This window comes from Nonomuraea sp. NPDC049129, from assembly GCF_040648495.1.
Classification (GTDB): Bacteria; Actinomycetota; Actinomycetes; order Streptosporangiales; family Streptosporangiaceae; genus Nonomuraea.
Map to the genome: position 1 here is coordinate 64857 of NZ_JBEZDU010000022.1, position 15609 is coordinate 80465.

Consider the following 15609-nt stretch of genomic DNA (forward strand, 5'->3'; position numbering starts at 1 on the left):
CGTTCCCCTTACGCAAGCTGGTCCCGCACGTAGTCGCGCCACCGTGCCGTCAGCGTCCCTGCCGAGAGCCCGAGCCTGGTGAGCCCCCGGTCGATGCCACCCGTCTGGGCATCACGGTAGAGCCTCACCAGAGTCCCCTCACCGAACCGCTCGGCGATGAAGCGACACGCCAGCCACGCCTCCTGGTACGCCCGTGCCAGACGTGCAGGCTCCCGGCTGGACGGTGCGAATGCCGCAGGCCCTGGCAATTCGCCCGGCAAGTGCCCGGCCCGCACCTCGGCGGCCAACTCGGTGGCGGCCACCCGGACTGGCAACCCCGCGTCCCGGTAGCCCACGTAGTCGGCGAACCCCTCATAGAGCCACACCGGCAACCGTTTCGTCCCGGCCGCGACGTGAGTGAGCTCGTGCGTGAGCACGATGTCCCGCCCGGTGGGGGTCAGCCGGGCGAAGTTCTCGGGCACCACGACCACTCTCCCGCCATCGGCCACCGCCGCCAGCCCGTCGACACTCCCCACCCCGGCCACCCGAGCAGCCTCGGCCGCCGAGCCGGGCACGAGCACCACGGGCCGTACGGGGCGGCCGAGCACGGCGGAGACCCGCGACCCGGCGGCATCGGCCCGGCGCGCCAGATCACGAAGCGACTCGGGCGCCGCATACTGACCGACGACGACCGAACGCACACCTCGTACGACCTCGGAGCCATCCCCCCAGAGTCCCCGCGCCTCCGCCGGAAGCTCACGATCACCGGCCGGCGGGTTGTGGCCGGTCGCGGACTGATCGGGCCCACCGGACGGCAGGTCACGAACCGCTGCCGAGAGGCCGTCCGTCCCCGGAGACCGGTGCGGGGCGGCGCTGGCCGAGGCGAGGGCCAGGAGCAGCACCCCCACCCCCAAGACTCGGCGGCTCACCTGCACGGACACGTTCCCCGATCGTAGTCGTCCCGCGCCGCGAACCGGCCGTCGCGGAGAGACCCGGCTCCTCGTCGCGCAAAGGCCCGGCACGTCGTCGCGCAAAGCGTCGGCTCGTCGTCGCGGAAGGGCCCGGAACACGCGAAGGTCCCGTCCCAGCTGGGACGGGACCTTCGTGACGGTCTTGCAGGCCGGATCAGGCCGGACTTACAGGCCGGGACGCACCGCGCCCACGAACGACGCCTTGCGCCATCCGCTGAGCTTCTCGACGCGCACCGTCGAACCCGTCCTCGGCGAATGGACCATCTTGCCGTTGCCGACATACATGCCCACATGGCCGAGCCCATAGAAGAACATCAGGTCACCTGGCTTCAGATTCTTCCAGGAGACCTTCTTCTTGATGCGGGCGAACTGGCTGTTCGTCACGCGCGGGATCTTGACGCCGGCCTTCTTCCAGGCGTACTGGACGAGACCGGAGCAGTCGAAGGAACCAGGTCCTGTGGCCCCGTAACTGTACGGGTCACCGATCTGGTCCTTGGCCACGGCGACGGCCGTACGGGCCTTCACCTTTTGCCGAGCGACCGCTGTTTGTTGCGCGACCTTCTTCACGGACCTGACGGCTTTCGCCGCTGTATTGGTCCCGGAAACTTCGGCCGCATCACGCGTTGTCGCCGCCTGCGCCGTCGGGGCAGGGAGGACCAAACCTCCGGCCGTCACGGTCATCGTGAGCGCTGCGCCACTCAGGGCAATGCGGGACAGACGGGGGTTACTGGGGGAGGTAGACAGGATTTCTCCTTGGGACTTCCACGAACGCCTACCGGGTTAGCTGACGGATTCGGGCCTGGAAGTCGCCCTACGGCGCAATACGCGCCGATTCACCCCTGATCCCGGGAGCGGGATCGCTGGGTCCCCGGCTCCGTGCCTCCTGGCTGCACGGACTCGGCAGGCCACCGCCACGTAATGACATGTAGAAGGGCGGCGACCTAACGGATTTCTTTTCTGTCCACATCGGGGACCCGATGGAGAGTCGCGACGCCATGGCTTGTTCGCCGCGACGCCAGAAGCTACGCCCTTGAGTAACGAGCTGGCAAAGCCGTCATGGGGTTGTCAGGATCACTCAGAGGTGTCAGTAAAGTCCCCAACCCCAGCTGGAGCGCCGGGTTATGTTATTCAAATGTGACCCTTCTCACACTTGACCACACAGTGATCTGTCAGGTCCCTTTTGTCACTCTTGTCACACTGGTCCCGCTAGCAACACGCCGGAGGGCGCGTGATCGTGTCGCGACTGCGCGGATGTGGGCGTCGCCAGGGTCACCGACGGGCCGAGATCAGTGATCGTCGTCACCCGCTGAAGGCGTTCGAGCAGCGTTCAGCGACCCGGCCAGCGGCATCGGCCTGCGCGCCGAAATCCGGCGACCAGCAAATCGGGATCAGTTGAACAGCCGGTCGGGTGCCGTTGAATAAGCGGCCAGAGCCCGTTGAACAGCAGGTCGGAGCCCGCTGACCACCGGGCCGAGTTCGTTGACCACCCGGCCGAGGTCCATTGACCACCCGGCCGAGGTCCATTGACCACCGGGCCGAGGTCCGTTGGCCGGCAAGCCCACGTGGACCGCCAAGCGTTAATCGGCGGACCATCCGGTCCATGGCCACCGGAAACCACGGACCGGGTCAAGAGGACGCACGTCACGGCGCCCAGCGCGCTCCACCGGAGGAGCGTGTCCCTGGACAGAGCCCAGCCACGGACGGCGGGTGGGGCTCACCATGCTTGCCGTACAGAAAATCAGTGGTTCTTCACCCGGAACAACCTACGGACGGATAGCTCCCACCAGGGTGCCGCCATAGGAGGACAGAGTGACGACCTTGACCACGTCGCCGGTCTGGGGGGCGTGCACGATCTGCCCGTTGCCCGCATAAATGCTGACATGTCCAAGCCCTGAGCTGAAGATCAGGTCGCCGGGCTGCAGGTCCTTCAGATCCACCTTGCGGGACGACCCCCAGGCCCACTGCTGCCACGTGGTCCGGGGCAGCGACACGCCCCCAGCGCGCCACGACGCCTGCGTGAGGCCCGAGCAGTCCCAGCCGCTCGGTCCCGTGCCGCCGAACACGTACGGCTTGCCCACCTGCGCGTAAGCGAACCTGAGCACCGCCGCCGCGTTGCCGGAGGCCGAGCCCGTGTACTTGATGCCGGTGCTGTTGGGGTCACCGGTCTTGTAGGCGCCGAGCTTGTCCAGCAGCTTCTTCTGCTTCGCGATCAGCTTGCGGACCTCCGAGCGCTCCTTCTCGACCCCGTCGCGCTCCTTGTCGGCCGCCTGCAGCGCCGCCTCGGCCTTGTCGCGTTCGTCCTTGAGCCCGCGGTTCTCGCGATCGAAGGCCGCCAGCCGCGCCACCTTCTCCTCCGACAGCTGCCCCGCGAGCGCCATGCCGCCCAGCAGGCCCGTGGGATCCGGCTGACCGATCATCGTGGGCCAGGAAGTGGCGTCGGGGCCGCGCGTGTAGGTGTCGACGGCCATGTCGATGACCTGGGCGCGCAGGGTGGCGACCGTCTCAAGCTTGCGTTTGTAGCTGGCGTTCAGCTTGCCGTATTCGCCTTGGGCCGCCTTGTACTTCTCGGTCGCCGTGTTGTAGCGGTCGACGACCTTGTCGGCCTGATCGTTCAGCTTCTTGAGCTTGGCTTTCGCCTGTTTGATCGTGGGCTTCGGCGCGGCCAGTGCCTCGCTTGTGGGGAAAAGCAGCAGCCCGATCGCGAGTCCCGCGGCCAGTGGCGCCCGGCCAAACCTCACAGTGTCGCCTCCAGGGGAATATATCTGGGGCGAAATGGTACAGAAGTGGCGGGTGTGCTTTCACCCTAACAACCGATTCGTAATCTACGCGCGGCCCAGCCTGCGCAGCAGCAGAGCCGACGGAACCGGTCTGGCTCCCATACGCCGGACGGACTCGGCCACCTCGCGGTCAGAGGAGACCACCGCCATGGCCCGGCCCGGCGGCTCGGCGCGGACGAGCTGGCGGATCAGGTCGTCGGCGATCTCGCCGGGTGCGCTGAAGAGCACCCGCACCCCGCGCGGCGCCACCACCTGGACGGGCGCGTTGAGCTCGGCGCCGTCGAAGACCACGGTCACCTCGACCCTGGTCTGCGCGACCAGCCCGCCGAGGCCGGTCATCAGCCGGTTGCGCTGATCGGCCAGGGTCAGCGTGCCGTACCCGGTCTTGGTCACGTTGTAGCCGTCGATGATCAGGTGCACCTGCGGCAGCGCGAGCAGCTGGTCGAGCAGCTGCGGGTCGTCGTCGGCCAGCGCGCGGGCGGGCACGCCCCTGACGCCGGGGCGCTCGCCCGTGAGCGCGGCCACCGAGTCGGCGGGCCTGCTGATCATGGTGGGCAGGGCCAGCTCCCTGCGCAGCCCGGCGGAGGCGTCCTGGAGCGCGTCGAGCAGCACCCTGACGCGGGCGTCCTCGATGCTCCTGCCCTCACGCGCGGCCCGGCGCGAGGCTTCGAGCTGCTTCTCCACGTCGGCCAGCCGCTCGCGGAGCCGGCGCAGCTCGGACTCGCCCGCGCTGCCCGCGGCCGTGGCGGCGGACCTGGCGTCGTCGGCCGCGTGCTCCATCTCCTCGGCGCGGCGCACCGCCGCCTTGCTCCGCTCGCGGGCCTCGTGGAGCTTGCGGCGCAGGTCGGAGTTCTCGGCGCGGGCCGCCCTGAGCTGCTCGCGCAGCCGGTCGGACTCGTCCTTGGCGGCGCTCTTCTGGGCGGCGAGCTGCTCGCGCAGCCGGGTCACCACCTCCTCGCGCTCGGTCCCCTCGGCCGCGACCGCCGACTGCTCGAGATCGGCCCGGGCGGCCTCGACCATCTCCGCCCAGCCGACCGGCCGCGTCAGATAGGCCGCGGCGGCCACCAGCACGGGGTCGGCGGCGGGTGGCACGTTGCCCTCGATCAGCGAGGCGACGAGCTCGGGCCATCCGGCGGCCACCGACTCGGCGACCACCTCGCGGAACTCTTTGTCGTTCTCCAGCTGGGCGGCGATGGGCGCGCTGCCCAGTTTGGCGCGCTTGCGCGGGTCGAACTTGGCGATGCCGCGCAGCGGCGGCGGAATCGTGGCAGCGGGCATGGACCCGAGGACCTGCGCCGCCAGATCGACGACGTTGAGTCTCACCTGCTCGGGAAGCGGGCGAGACAGACCTTCACCCGCTGAACTCATCCCACGGTCCCTTCGTGACATGCCCTTTCAGACAAGGGTACGGCTGTCGTGTACCTGTCCGTAACGGCAGGTCGGATATGGACAAGCGCTTGCTAGGGGTATACGACTGGGCCGGGACCCGCGTTCACCCGGTGTTCATCCAGGAGGCCCACCGTGACGGACGAGATGCGCACCTCCACCCGTGACCTGGAGGAACTGCACGATCGGCTGGGAATCTGGCTCAGCGGGCGAGTTGACCGGCCGGTGACGGTGTCCGAGCTGTCGAGGCCGATGGAAAACGGCATGTCCAGCGAAACGCTCTTCTTCACCGCGTCCTGGCCCGGAGAGCGCGTCCGGTGCGTGGCCAGGATGGCGCCCGCCCAGGAAGCGGTGCCCGTCTTCCCTTCCTACGATCTGCGGGCCCAGTTCGAGATCATGCGCTCGGCCAGGGAGAAAGCTGGAATTCCAGCACCCAGGGCCCTCTGGTTCGAGCCCGACCCCGGCCCGCTGGGCACTCCCTTTTTCATCATGGAACGGGAGGATGGTGACGTACCGCCCGACGTCCTGCCGTACACGTTCGAGGGCTGGATGCTCGACGCGGCGCCGCATGATCGGCGCCGGCTGCAGGATGCGACAGTGGCGATCGTGGCCGCGCTGCACGACGCGCCGTTCACCGAGGGGGACCTGGCCGTACTCCCGGAGGGCGGGCTGCGCCGCCACGTGGACGGGCAGCGCGCCTATTACGAGTGGGCGCACGGCGGGATGCGGATCCCGCTGCTGGAGCGGGGCTTCGACTGGCTGGAGGCGCACTGGCCGCGCGACCCTGGACCCGACGTGCTCTGCTGGGGCGACGCCCGCATCGGGAACGTGATGTATCGGGACTTCAGGCCGGTGGCGGTGTTCGACTGGGAGATGGCCGCGGTGGGGCCGCGCGAGCTCGATCTGGCGTGGATGATCTTCCTGCACCGTTTCTTCCAGGACATTACCGAGGCCATCGGCATGCCCGGAATTCCCGACTTCATGCGACGCGAAGACGTTTGCGGGAAATATCGGGAGCTGACGGGTTATCAGGTGCGGGACATGGAGTTCTACGAGATGTACGCGGCGCTGCGGCACGGGGCCATCATGGCCAGGGTGTGGCAGCGCCGGATCCACTTCGGCGAGCAGCCCATGCCGGACGACCCCGACGACCTGGTGCTGCACCGGGCCACGATCGAGCGGATGCTCAAAGGCTGGCGTCGTACACCGTGAGCGCGATCTGCACCCGGTTGTTGAGGTCCAGCTTGGTGAGGATCCGCGAGACGTGCGCCTTGACCGTGGCCACGCTCATGTAGAGCTCGCGGCCGATGGCGGCGTTCGACTTCCCCTGGCCGACGGCCAGCGCCACGTCGCGCTCGCGCTCGCTGAGCTTGGCCAGCAGGTCACGGGCCCTGTCCGTACGCCGGACCGCGTGGCCGCCGTCCTCGGAGACGTGCGTGATGAGCTGGCGGGTCACGGCGGGCGACAGGATCGGGTCGCCGGCCGCCACCTTCCGGATCGCCTCGACCAGCTCGCGCGGCGGGATGTCTTTGAGCAGGAACCCCGCCGCCCCCGCGCGCAGCGCCCGCACCACCTGGGCGTCGGCATGGAAGGTGGTCAGCACCACCACCTCGGGCGGGGACTCGGCCGCGCGTAGCGCCTCCGTCGCGGTGAGCCCGTCGACGTCGGGCATCCGGATGTCCATCAGCACCACGTCGGGCCGGTGCGCGGCGATCAGCGGCGGCACCTCCGAGCCGTCGCCCGCCTCGGCCACGATCTCGATGTCGCCCGTCCCGCCGAGGATCATCGACAGTCCGGCTCGCACCAGGGCGTCGTCGTCGACGATCAGCACGCGGATCGGCGCGGTCATGCGTCCTCCTGGGAAGTCTCCACTGGCCAAGGTAACCAGGCGCGCACCAGGAAGTCGCCTTCGCGGGTCGCGCCGTGCTCGAGTCGCCCGCCCGCGAGCTGGGCCCGCTCGGTCAGGCCGATGAGCCCGGCACCGGCTCCGGGGATGCGCGTGCTCTGGCGTACCCGAAGCGGATTACGGACCTCGGCCGTCAGGCCCGCCCCCGGACCGCCGGCGACCGTGACCGTCACGGGAGCACCGCTCGCGTGCTTGCGCGCGTTCGTGAGCGCCTCCTGGACGATGCGGTAGACATTGCGGCCCAGCCCCTCCGGCGCGTCACCGGCGTCGAGCGCGAAGTCCACCTCCATGCCCGCCTCATGGCACTCCTCGATCAGCGGGGACAGGTCGGCCAGCGTGGGCTGCGGGCGGTCGGGGACGGGGTCACCGGCCGCGGGTGCCGAGTGGCGCAGCACGCCGATCACCTCGCGCAGGTCCTGCAGCGCGTGGTGGGCGCTGTTCCTGATCGCCCCGGCGGCTCTGGCGATCTCCTCGGCGGGCGCGTCCGGCCGGAACTCCAGCGCGCCCGCGTGCAGGCTGAGCATGGAGATGCGGTGCGCGAGCACGTCGTGCATCTCCCTGGCGATCCGCTCGCGCTCGAGCCGCTTGGCCTCCTCCGCCGCGCTGTCGGCGCGCTGCCTGAGCGACCAGACGAGCTGCCGCCTGGCTCGGACCACGATGCCCCAGGCGAACACGGTCAGCACGATGGCCGCCCCGAAGACGTTCTGCCCCAGCAGGCCCAGCTCCTTGTCGGGCCTGAGCATGGAGAACGGGATCAGCGTCAGGAGGCCGAGCAGCGCGACCGGCCCGGAGATCTTGAACGGCCGGTGCACCGCCACGGTGAACAGGGCGACGACCGCGGGCCCGCCCACCAGCGTCAGATAGATCGACAGCACCGTGGTCACCAGCGCCAGCCCGACCGGCCACCTGCGGCGCAACCACACCGCCGCGCAGGCCAGCGCGCCGACCACCTGCTCGATCGCCACCACGGGCGTCGGCTGCCCCTCCAGGTCCGGCATGCTCAACAGAGCCAGCCCGCAAGCGGCCAGGAACATCAGGACGTCGACGATCCAGTCGCGGGTCGAGCGCCGCACCGGACGCCGCTCGTCGCCGTCCCCCAGCAGGACCGAGGGCAGCAGCCACCGGTATTCCGTCACGTTCCACGAGGTTAGAGGCTGCCCGGGCCCAAGGACAGCGACCAAAGTCGATGGTCGCCGAGACCTACGGCCGACGCGGCGGGCATCGCGGGCGCGGAACGCTGGATGGCGTGAAAGTGATTCTGTACCTGTTGGGCTGGCTGCTGGTGGCGCAGGGCGTCGGCGGCGTGGTCAACACCCTGCTGGGCTGGTGGCGGTGGGCCCACGACTTGCTGCTGGTCAACATCCTGCCGTTCCTCCACGGCCGCGAGATCTTCGCCGCCATCGTGATCGGCGTGCTCGGGCTGGTGCTGCTCTCGGCCTCGGCGTCGATGCGCAAGACGGGGGGCCGGACGTGAGCACCGCCGCGCGACCACGCGAGCCAGACGTGAGCACGACGACGCTGCGTCCGCCGCGCAACCAGGCCGACAGGCGGGCTATCTCCTGGTGGACGGTCCAGGCGATGATCCTGGCCGTGCCGGTGGCCGCCGCCGCGGTGGCGGCCTACTGGCTGTTCACCGAGCGGTCCGTCTGGCTGGGGATCGTGACGGCCGTCTTCGCGGCGGGCTGCCTGCTGCTGGCGGTGGCCGCGCCACGCGCGTACTACCGGGTGGAGCGCTGGGAGGTCACCGGCGAGGCCGTCTACACGCGCAAGGGCTGGCTGACCCACACCTGGCGGGTCGCGCCGATGTCGCGCATCCAAACGGTCGACACCGCGCGGGGGCCGGTGCAGCGGCTGTTCGGGCTGGCGGACGTCACGGTGACCACGGGCTCGGCGGCGGGCGCGATCAAGATCGAGGCGCTGGACCACGAGCTGGCGGCCGAGCTGGCACAGCGGCTCACCGCGATCACCCAGGCGACACCGGGGGACGCGACGTGAGCTGGCGGAAACTCTCCTCACGGAGCCTGGGCGCATCGGCGGTGCTGTCGCTGGCGATCGTGGTGCCCGCGGTGACCGTCCTGGTGCGCACGCTGATCGGGCTCGACTGGTCGCTGGGCGCCACGGTCGCGGCGGGCGCGGGCGCGGCGGCGCTGATCGTGGCCGCGGTCCTGGCGTACGACGGGGCCCGGCTCCGCTCCACCCAGTGGCGGCTCACCACGGAGCGCCTGGAACTGCGCTCGGGCATCGCCGTACGGCAGCACCGCTCGATCCCGCGCGACCGCGTGCGCAGCGTCGACCTCACGGCGGATCCGGTACGGCGGGTGTTCGGGCTGACCGTCGTCAAGGTCGGCACCGGAGAGCATCCGGGCGAGGGGACCGAGCTCACCCTTGACCCGCTGGCCAGGTGGGAGGCCGAGGAGCTGCGCCGTACCCTGCTGCGGACCGGCGAGGTCCCGCTCGGGGACGACCGCGCGCTGGCGGAGCTGCGGTGGGCCTGGATCAGGTACGCGCCGCTGTCGGTGTGGTCGTTCGCGGGCGGCGCGCTGGTGCTGGGGGCGCTCTACAAGCTGCTGGACGCGTTCGGCGTGAACCTGTTCACCACTGGGACGGCAGAGGGTGCCTGGGGCTGGGTCACGGGGCAGCCGTGGCTGGCGGTGCCGCTGCTCGTGGCGGCCAACGTGGTGATCGGGGTGGCGGGCGCGCTGCTGCTGTTCGCCGAGTCGTGGGGGCGCTACCGGCTGGAGCGCGAACCGGGGCGGCTACGGCTGCGACGTGGGCTGCTGACCAGCCGGTCCCTGACGCTGGAGGAGCGGCGGCTGCGCGGCGTGGAGATCAGCGAGCCACTGCTGCTGCGGCTGGGCGGCGGCGCGCGGGTCAAGGCCGTCGCCACCGGGCTGCGCAAGGCGGCCGAGAACGAAACGGAGGACGTGGCCGCGCTCACCCCACCACTCCCCCGCCCAGTGGCCGAACAGATCGCCGAACGCGTCATGGGTCTGGGACGGCCCGGAGCGGTGGCCTCGCGGGCGGAGCCGGGGCAGGCCGCGACGTCGCCCGCAGTGGGACCGTGGCGGGCCGGGCTGGTGGCGCATCCTGCGGCGGCCCGGCACAGGCGCCTCGTCCGCGCGGTCGTCGGCGTCGTGGTGCTGGCCGCGTTGGCCGGGGTGCCGCCGCTCCTCTGGACGTGGCAGGCGGGCTGGATCTGGCCTGCGGCCGTGCTGGTCATCGGGCTCCCGACCGGCCTGTGGCTGGCCGCCGACGCCTACCGGGGGCTCGGCCACGCGCTCGGTCCGCACCACCTGATCACCAGGAAGGGCTCGGCCGCACGGCGTACGGTCGCGCTCGACCGGAGCGGCATCGTCGGCTGGACGATCGAGCAGTCGTTCTTCCAGCGCCGCGCCGGTCTGCTCACGCTCTCGGCGACGACGGCGGCGGGAGACGGGCACTACGACGTGGTCGACGTCGGCACGGGCGAGGGGCTCGACCTGGCGGCACGCGCCGTACCCGGCCTGCTGGAGCCCTTCCTCGCCGGGAAAAGCAGCGAGCCGCGGATCTCCCCCGGCTTGCCCACGCCCCTGTATTGGACAAGCTAGATCACGCGGCTCATTTGCTTTGCGGGGCCCACGCTATTTGCCGCACTTGCAACGCACTTGCAGAGCTGTAACCGTCGCCGTCAAGCTCAGGCCGGGTGGACGATCCACGACGGGAGGATTCGCGGCGGCTCGAAGGGCGGGCTCACCTGCCGAGCCCGCGCCACGCGAGCCGCCAGCGGGCGGCCGGGTGCCTCTGCGGGGAGCTGAGCGGCCCCCAGAGGTCCGGCGCGACGCCGGTCATGCCGGTGACCGTGAGCGAGCTCGCGATGCGCGACAGCGGCCACTGGACGGCCTGAAGCGCCCAGCCAGGCCGGACGCCCACCATCCGGTCGGGCCGGTCGGGCCCGCTGCCCGGTCAGCTGCCGATCGGCTTCTTGGCCAGCTCGGCCAGGTACGTCTTGGCCAGGGACAGCGCCCCGTCACGCGCTTCCTTGTCGGACATCAGCTTGACCTTGGGCGAGTTGACGGGCTCGTCCTTGGGCCGCTCGGCGCCCGAGTAGTCCACCACGATCACCATCGCCCCCTGCCGCAGCAGCACCGTGCCCGTGGAGGCGAACGTCTCGCCGTGCGTGATCCGCACGTACTGGCTGAAGGCCGCCTCTCCCAGGCCCTTGACCTCGGACAGCCCGCTCCACGAGATGCCGCCGATGGTGGAGCCCGCGTTGGCGCCGCGGCTGCCGCGCTGCCCCGTGTAGTAGGCGCGCGCGGCCGGCGCGTCCTCGACGCCGGCCCGGTTGGTGAAGCGGTGCGTGGTGATCAGCGCGCTGCGGATCCGCTTGACGTCGGCGCCCACGGGGATGTCCAGGTTCAGCCACCGGCACTCGGTCTGCGCGTCGTTGCCCACCTCGGTGCCGCGGGCGCGCGGCGTGGGAGTGGGGACCAGCCGGCTGACCGGGTCTTTCATGGCCTGGCAGGCGGCCGGGAAGATGGCGAGGTTCGTGGGCGAGGGCGTCCCCTCGGGCTTGGGCGTGCTGGTGACGGCGGCCTTGTCCGGCTGGGCCAGCACGTTGGGGTGCTGCGCCTTCCAGGCCGCTACGCCCTTGGCGATGTGCCCGAGTACGGTGCTGGCCTCGCGGATCCCGTTGGCCTCGGTGACCGACTGGGTGGTCGCGTTACTGAGGATCTGCGCGTCCTTGCGCTGCTGGTCGGCTTGGTACTTGACCTTGATCGTCATGTCGTCGACGCGGGCGTGGGCCTCGCCGAAGGAGTACCACAGCAGCTTGCCGGAACGGCGCCAGGTGTATTGGGCGAACGCGGCGTCACCGATGCCGGGCACGTCCTTGACCGGGGAGACGTACTCCTTCTCCCCCTTCTTCGGCGTGGGCTTGGCCGTCTCGGCGTACTTGCCGCCGCCGTAGTCGATGTCGTAGGAGTTCTGGGCCATGGTCCGGCCGGTCTTGGCGCCGTCGCCGCGGTGCTGCTCGACGCGGACGTCGATCTCCCGGCTGCGCCAGTATTCGCCGAACGAGATGCGGCGGTTGACCCAGTTGCAGGTGAAGCTGAGCGTGTAGTCGGAGTCGTTGGAGCCCTTGGCCACCGTCGCCTGAGGCACGAGGCGTTCGGCCTCGCTCTTGGGCAGCATCGAGCACACGTCGAGCGCCGGCGCCGCCGCCGAGACGGGCGACTTGACCGGCTTGGCGCCGGTCGAAGGTGTGGAGCGGGCGACCTTCCCGTACACGATGTACGCACCCGCGCCGCCCCCGATCAGCACGACCACCGCGACGGCCACCACGGGCAGGATCCACGACCGCCTGCGCGGCGGAGGCGGAGGCGGGGGCGGCCCCCAGGGCGATCCGGGCGGTCCGGGTGGCATGGTCGGCTGCTCGAACTGCCTGCCCTGGATCGGATAGGGGTTGGTCGGCGGCTCGAACGCGCTACCGGGATTCACGAGGGACTCCTGAGGTTGCCCTGACTTGCGGGGAAACATGCTAGTCACACCACTTGCAAGATGCTTGCGAAGGGCTTCAGTCGCGCAGCGCCGCGGAGACCACGCGGGCGGACTCGATCGCCGTCTCCCTGTCGGCCGGGGAACTCGGCGGAACGTCCTCGCGGCGCAGGATGACCTCGCCCACGAGATTACTCGTACGGAAGAGCAGCGTGGTGTCCGATCGGCCGGATTTGGTGCTGCTCATGTAGAGCTCGTAGGTGTCCTGCACGAACGCCGCCTCGCCCACGCCCGGCACGTCGGCCAGGGGACCGACGGTCTTGCGGAAGACCGTGCCCTTCGCCGCCGCGCGGCTGCCGCGCTCGCTGTCGAACCGCAGCCGGGCCACGGCGGGACCGCTGTAGTCGCCGTCGGGCTGCTCGGCCCTGGTCCGCACGGTGATCGAGCGGACGATCCGGGAGCCGTCGCGCACCTGCCACACGCACTCGCCCGGCCTGGTGCGTTGCCGCTGCACCGCGCCCGTAGACGCCTGCCCGGGATCCTTCAGCAGTTGCCCGGCCTTTGCGTCACCGATCAGCCCGCACGGGTCGGGCGCCGCCGCGTAGCTGCCCGTCTCCTTCGGCCCGTTCAGTACGCTCACGCCGTACCAGCCGCCCACCCCCACCACGGCGACGGCGGCCAGCACGGCGGGCACGAGCCACCATCGGCGAGCACCGGAAGCGGGCACGAGGCGAGCGCCGGAAGCGGGCACGCCGCTCAACCGCTCGCCGACCTGCTCGGCCGACGGCCGGGCCGCGGGGTCCTTGGCCAACATGGCCATCAGCAGCCCGCCGAGCTCGCGCCCCGCCCTGGCCGGAAACGGCGGGTCGTGCAGCAGCACCGCGGCGGCCACCGCGGCCGGCAGGGCGCGCTCGAACGGCGGCCGGCCCTCCACCGCGGTGTAGAGGCTCGCGCCGAGCGACCACAGGTCGGAGGCGGGGCCGGCGGCATGCTCGTTCAGCCGCTCGGGGGCCATGTAGCCGGGCGAGCCCGCCGTGCCCCGCCGATCGCCCCGGCCGCCCATCGGAGTCGCGATGCCGAAGTCGGTGAGCATGGCCGAGCCGTCGGCGTCGAGCATGATGTTGCCCGGCTTGACGTCCTGATGGAGGATGCCGTGCGCGTGCGCCACCCGCAGCGCCGACAGCACCTGCGCCCCGATGCGGGCCACGGCCTGCGGCGGCAGCGGGCCGCGCTCCTCGATGACCTTGTCCAGCGAGCGCCCGGCGACCAGGTCCATGACGATCCACGGCTGGTCGCCGTCGAGCACCACGTCGTGGACGAGCACGATGGCGGGATCGCGCAGCCGCCCCGCGGACCTGGCCTCATGGATCGCCCGATCGGCGAACTCGGCCCGCTGGCGCGGCGTCAGCCCGGCCGGCACCCGCATCTGCTTGACCGCGACCTGCCGGTCGAGCGTCTGGTCGAGCGCCCGCCACACGGTGCCCGCGCCGCCCTCGCCGAGCCGCTCCACCAGGCGGTAACGGCCGGCCAGGAGGTAGAAGTCAGCCTGCACTGCGCAACGCCCGCTCGCTGGCCCGTGCAGCCTTCAGCGCCGACTGCCTGATGTCCTCGTCGGTGGGCTTGGTGGCGAGCGTGGTGTACTCGACGCTCACCACCAGGTTGGCCAGCCGGTAGTAGACGTGGGCGGAGTGCACCCGCCCCGACGGCCCGGCGAGCTCGAAGGCGAAGCCCTCCTCCCCGACGCCGGTGAGGGCGTGGACCGGAGTGCGCTTGGCCTTGAGTGAGTTCTTCACCCCGATCTCCGGCCAGGTCCAGTCGACCTGGTCGTACTTGGCCCAGTAGCGCTGCTGGTTGCCCAGCAGCGTGTGGGCCGTCACCGGAGTCATCGACCAGGGGTCGGCGGTGTCGGAGTCCTTCTGGAGCTGCAGCCCCACGCCGCTGCCCTGAACCGGCCAGCCGCACTTGGGGCCCACCTCGTCGGAGCCGGGCTGTGGCTTGGGCGGCTGCCGGGTGTTCAGCAGCTCGCCGATCTCGGCCTGGGCGAGGAGCGAGCACACGTTCATGGGGACGCTGAAGGCTTCTGGCACCTTGTCCTGATTTTTCGTCACAAAGTAGGTGACGCCGACGGCGATCAGCAGCACCGCCACGGCGGCGGCGATCCAGACGATCGCCTTACCGCGGCGCTTCACCCGGCCGGGCGCGGTGAGATCGTGCTGCGTCGCGAGCCGGACCGTCCGCCCCGCCGCGACCTCTCCGAGCGCGTGCATGGCGGCCCGCGCGTCGAGGCGGGCGGCGGGATGGCGCGCCATCATGGCGGCGAGGACCGGCCCGATCGGGCCGGGCACGACCGGCGGCGGCAGCGTCAGCGTCGCCCTGATCCGCTCGGCCGACGAGCCGCCGTAGGCCGGCCCACCCGCGGCGGCGGTGAACAGCGTGGCGCCCAGCGACCAGATGTCGCTGGCCGAGCCGCCCGGCTCACCCTCCAGCCGCTCGGGCGCGATGAAGCCGGGCGAGCCGATCATCAGCCCCTGCTCCGTCAGCGTCGCCTGCCCCTCCTGCCGGGCGATGCCGAAGTCGGTGAGCACCACCCGGCCGCCGTCGGTGAGGAAGACGTTGCCCGGCTTGACGTCGCGATGCTGCAACCCCTGCGCGTGCGCGGCGGACAGCGCGTCCAGGACGCGCGCCCCGATGTCGGCGACCTGCTCCTGCGGCATCGCCCCGCGCTCCCGGACCGCGTCCGCGAGCGTTCGGCCCCGCAGCAGCTCCATGACCAGCCACGGCCGCTCGTGCTCGACGATGACGTCGTGCAGTGCCACGATGCCCGGATGCCGCAGCCGCGCGGTCGCCTGCGCCTCGCGTACGGCCCGAGTCACGAGGTCGCCGCGCTCCTTGGCGGACAGGCCCTCGGGCAGCGTGAGCTCCTTGACCGCCACCTCACGGTCAAGCATCTCGTCCCTGGCCAGCCATACCCTGCCCATGCCGCCGCTACCGAGCGGCCGCAGCAGTGAGTAGCGGCTGGCGAGTCTTCCCCCGGACATAAACGGAAGGGTAACTAAGGATCAAGCCAGACAGTTATTCGTTCGAAACTGATAACTGTCGGTCTACCTCTCTATGGTCT

14 protein-coding genes and 1 riboswitch are annotated in these 15609 nt (G+C 70.9%); of the genes, 5 read left to right on the plus strand and 9 right to left on the minus strand.

Annotation, left to right across the window (positions count from 1 at the left end; translation table 11 throughout):
• Positions 1–8 precede the first annotated feature (8 nt).
• The 4 genes from AB0B64_RS45765 to AB0B64_RS45780 all read right to left on the minus strand — a co-directional run bounded on the left by AB0B64_RS45765 (position 9) and on the right by AB0B64_RS45780 (position 5095).
• Positions 9–920: a hypothetical protein gene (locus tag AB0B64_RS45765; RefSeq protein ID WP_358188086.1), complete on the minus strand. Its 912-nt coding sequence runs from the start codon at positions 918–920 to the stop codon at positions 9–11.
• A 195-nt stretch (positions 921–1115) separates the two neighbouring features.
• A complete protein-coding gene (locus AB0B64_RS45770; protein WP_357945002.1) occupies positions 1116–1631 on the minus strand; it encodes a C40 family peptidase in 516 nt (171 codons plus the stop codon).
• Between the two features lie 73 nt (positions 1632–1704).
• Positions 1705–1863: riboswitch (cyclic di-AMP (ydaO/yuaA leader) on the minus strand.
• Positions 1864–2713: 850 nt separating this feature from the next.
• The gene (locus tag AB0B64_RS45775; RefSeq protein ID WP_357945000.1) at positions 2714–3688 is read right to left on the minus strand and encodes a C40 family peptidase; all 975 of its coding nucleotides are present in this window, start codon (positions 3686–3688) and stop codon (positions 2714–2716) included.
• Between the two features lie 84 nt (positions 3689–3772).
• A complete protein-coding gene (locus tag AB0B64_RS45780; protein ID WP_357944997.1) occupies positions 3773–5095 on the minus strand; it encodes an NYN domain-containing protein in 1323 nt (440 codons plus the stop codon).
• A 153-nt stretch (positions 5096–5248) separates the two neighbouring features.
• Between AB0B64_RS45780 and AB0B64_RS45785 the strand changes: the two genes are divergently transcribed.
• On the plus strand, positions 5249–6325 hold the full coding sequence (locus AB0B64_RS45785; protein ID WP_357944994.1) for a phosphotransferase family protein: 1077 nt from the start codon (positions 5249–5251) through the stop codon (positions 6323–6325).
• Here AB0B64_RS45785 and AB0B64_RS45790 read toward each other — a convergent pair.
• Entirely contained in the window at positions 6300–6962 is a 663-nt protein-coding gene (locus AB0B64_RS45790) for a response regulator transcription factor (RefSeq protein WP_358188102.1), read from the minus strand. The two genes, AB0B64_RS45785 and AB0B64_RS45790, sit on opposite strands and share 26 nt — an antisense overlap.
• Entirely contained in the window at positions 6959–8155 is a 1197-nt protein-coding gene (locus AB0B64_RS45795) for a histidine kinase (RefSeq protein ID WP_358188108.1), read from the minus strand. Before AB0B64_RS45795 ends, AB0B64_RS45790 begins: the two co-directional genes overlap by 4 nt.
• Before the next feature lie 110 nt (positions 8156–8265).
• On the opposite strand from AB0B64_RS45795, the gene AB0B64_RS45800 reads away from it, so the two are divergent.
• The 4 genes from AB0B64_RS45800 (at position 8266) to AB0B64_RS45815 (ending at position 10902) form a co-directional block, all read left to right on the plus strand.
• On the plus strand, positions 8266–8493 hold the full coding sequence (locus AB0B64_RS45800) for a hypothetical protein (protein WP_358188111.1): 228 nt from the start codon (positions 8266–8268) through the stop codon (positions 8491–8493).
• A 29-nt stretch (positions 8494–8522) separates the two neighbouring features.
• Positions 8523–9014 (plus strand): PH domain-containing protein, encoded by a 492-nt coding sequence (locus AB0B64_RS45805; RefSeq protein WP_358188124.1) that lies wholly within the window; start codon positions 8523–8525, stop codon positions 9012–9014.
• The gene (locus tag AB0B64_RS45810; protein WP_358188130.1) at positions 9011–10606 is read left to right on the plus strand and encodes a PH domain-containing protein; all 1596 of its coding nucleotides are present in this window, start codon (positions 9011–9013) and stop codon (positions 10604–10606) included. The genes AB0B64_RS45805 and AB0B64_RS45810 overlap by 4 nt, the downstream gene beginning before the upstream one ends.
• Positions 10607–10701: 95 nt before the next feature.
• Positions 10702–10902, plus strand: a complete 201-nt coding sequence (locus AB0B64_RS45815) for a hypothetical protein (RefSeq protein ID WP_357944981.1) — start codon at positions 10702–10704, stop codon at positions 10900–10902.
• Between the two features lie 59 nt (positions 10903–10961).
• Here AB0B64_RS45815 and AB0B64_RS45820 read toward each other — a convergent pair whose 3' ends face one another.
• From AB0B64_RS45820 to AB0B64_RS45830, 3 genes are all read right to left on the minus strand, one after another.
• Positions 10962–12494: a hypothetical protein gene (locus AB0B64_RS45820; protein WP_357944978.1), complete on the minus strand. Its 1533-nt coding sequence runs from the start codon at positions 12492–12494 to the stop codon at positions 10962–10964.
• A gap of 76 nt (positions 12495–12570) precedes the next feature.
• Positions 12571–14043: a serine/threonine-protein kinase gene (locus AB0B64_RS45825; protein ID WP_357944976.1), complete on the minus strand. Its 1473-nt coding sequence runs from the start codon at positions 14041–14043 to the stop codon at positions 12571–12573.
• Positions 14033–15529, minus strand: a complete 1497-nt coding sequence (locus AB0B64_RS45830; RefSeq protein WP_357944973.1) for a serine/threonine-protein kinase — start codon at positions 15527–15529, stop codon at positions 14033–14035. The genes AB0B64_RS45825 and AB0B64_RS45830 overlap by 11 nt, the downstream gene beginning before the upstream one ends.
• Positions 15530–15609: the final 80 nt, after the last annotated feature.